This is a genomic window from Duganella lactea, assembly GCF_009857505.1.
GTDB lineage: Bacteria > Pseudomonadota > Gammaproteobacteria > Burkholderiales > Burkholderiaceae_D > Rugamonas > Rugamonas lactea.
In genome coordinates, this window is record NZ_WWCP01000085.1 from 1 (window position 1) to 1,715 (window position 1,715).

Genomic DNA, 1,715 nt, shown 5'->3' on the forward strand with positions numbered 1-1,715 from the left:
CCATTACACAGGTGCTGCATGGCTGTCGTCAGCTCGTGTCGTGAGATGTTGGGTTAAGTCCCGCAACGAGCGCAACCCTTGTCATTAGTTGCTACGCAAGAGCACTCTAATGAGACTGCCGGTGACAAACCGGAGGAAGGTGGGGATGACGTCAAGTCCTCATGGCCCTTATGGGTAGGGCTTCACACGTCATACAATGGTACATACAGAGGGCCGCCAACCCGCGAGGGGGAGCTAATCCCAGAAAGTGTATCGTAGTCCGGATTGTAGTCTGCAACTCGACTGCATGAAGTTGGAATCGCTAGTAATCGCGGATCAGCATGTCGCGGTGAATACGTTCCCGGGTCTTGTACACACCGCCCGTCACACCATGGGAGCGGGTTTTACCAGAAGTAGGTAGCTTAACCGCAAGGAGGGCGCTTACCACGGTAGGATTCGTGACTGGGGTGAAGTCGTAACAAGGTAGCCGTATCGGAAGGTGCGGCTGGATCACCTCCTTTCTAGAGTTTGCAGAGTTCTTCGGAACGAACGTCAAGCGCTCACACTTATCGACTGTAATGAAGAGAGAACAGCAAATATTGGGGCTGTAGCTCAGCTGGTTAGAGCACCGTGTTGATAACGCGGGGGTCGTTGGTTCGAGTCCAACCAGCCCTACCAGTTTCGATCTGAGGTGCCAGACTAAAGTCTGGCACACTGTGTCTTAATGGGGGATTAGCTCAGCTGGGAGAGCACCTGCTTTGCAAGCAGGGGGTCGTCGGTTCGATCCCGTCATCCTCCACCACTGCCTTTACGAATGGCACCAAGTTATTCGTAAGTGTAGTTCTCGTTCTTTAAAAATCTGGAAGAAGTAAAGTAATTGTTATGATCCAAATGAGAAATCGTTTGAATGGGTAATGATTGTAGTATCAACAAACGCAACAACGTAATAACTTCTTATTCCTATAAACGCTTCTTGTAGACGCGCGTAGCGTCGCAGGAGCTAACGTTATAGGGACAAGTGAATAAGTGCACATGGCGGATGCCTTGGCGATTACAGGCGATGAAGGACGTAGTAGCTTGCGATAAGCTGCGGGGAGCTAGCAAACAAGCTTTGATCCGCAGATTTCCGAATGGGGAAACCCACCCTTTTAGGGTATCACTCACTGAATACATAGGTGTGTGAAGCGAACGCGGCGAACTGAAACATCTAAGTAGCTGCAGGAAAATAAATCAACCGAGATTCCCAAAGTAGTGGCGAGCGAAATGGGAAGAGCCTGTACGTGATAGTCGGACTGATAGTGGAACGCTCTGGAAATGGCGGCCATAGCGGGTGATAGCCCCGTACACGAAATCAGACCGGTGGTACTAAGCGTACGACAAGTAGGGCGGGACACGAGAAATCCTGTCTGAATATGGGGGGACCATCCTCCAAGGCTAAATACTCGTAATCGACCGATAGTGAACCAGTACCGTGAGGGAAAGGCGAAAAGAACCCCGGGAGGGGAGTGAAATAGATCCTGAAACCGTGTGCATACAAACAGTAGGAGCCTCCTTGTGGGGTGACTGCGTACCTTTTGTATAATGGGTCAGCGACTTACATTCAGTGGCGAGGTTAACCGCATAGGGAAGCCGTAGAGAAATCGAGTCCGAACAGGGCGATAGTCGCTGGGTGTAGACCCGAAACCAAGTGATCTACTCATGGCCAGGATGAAGGTGCGGTAACACGCACTGGAGGT

At 51.0% G+C, this 1,715-nt stretch carries 2 tRNA genes and 2 rRNA genes; all 4 read left to right on the forward strand.

The features are described 5' to 3' along the window. Window positions 1–500 (forward strand): 16S ribosomal RNA (locus tag GTP44_RS26740); the annotation flags it as partial. A gap of 80 nt (window positions 501–580) precedes the next feature. Further along, a tRNA-Ile gene (locus GTP44_RS26745) sits at window positions 581–657 on the forward strand. Window positions 658–705: 48 nt separating this feature from the next. Continuing rightward, a tRNA-Ala gene (locus GTP44_RS26750) sits at window positions 706–781 on the forward strand. 210 nt (window positions 782–991) lie between these two features. Next, window positions 992–1,715: ribosomal RNA gene (locus tag GTP44_RS26755) — 23S ribosomal RNA — on the forward strand; the annotation flags it as partial.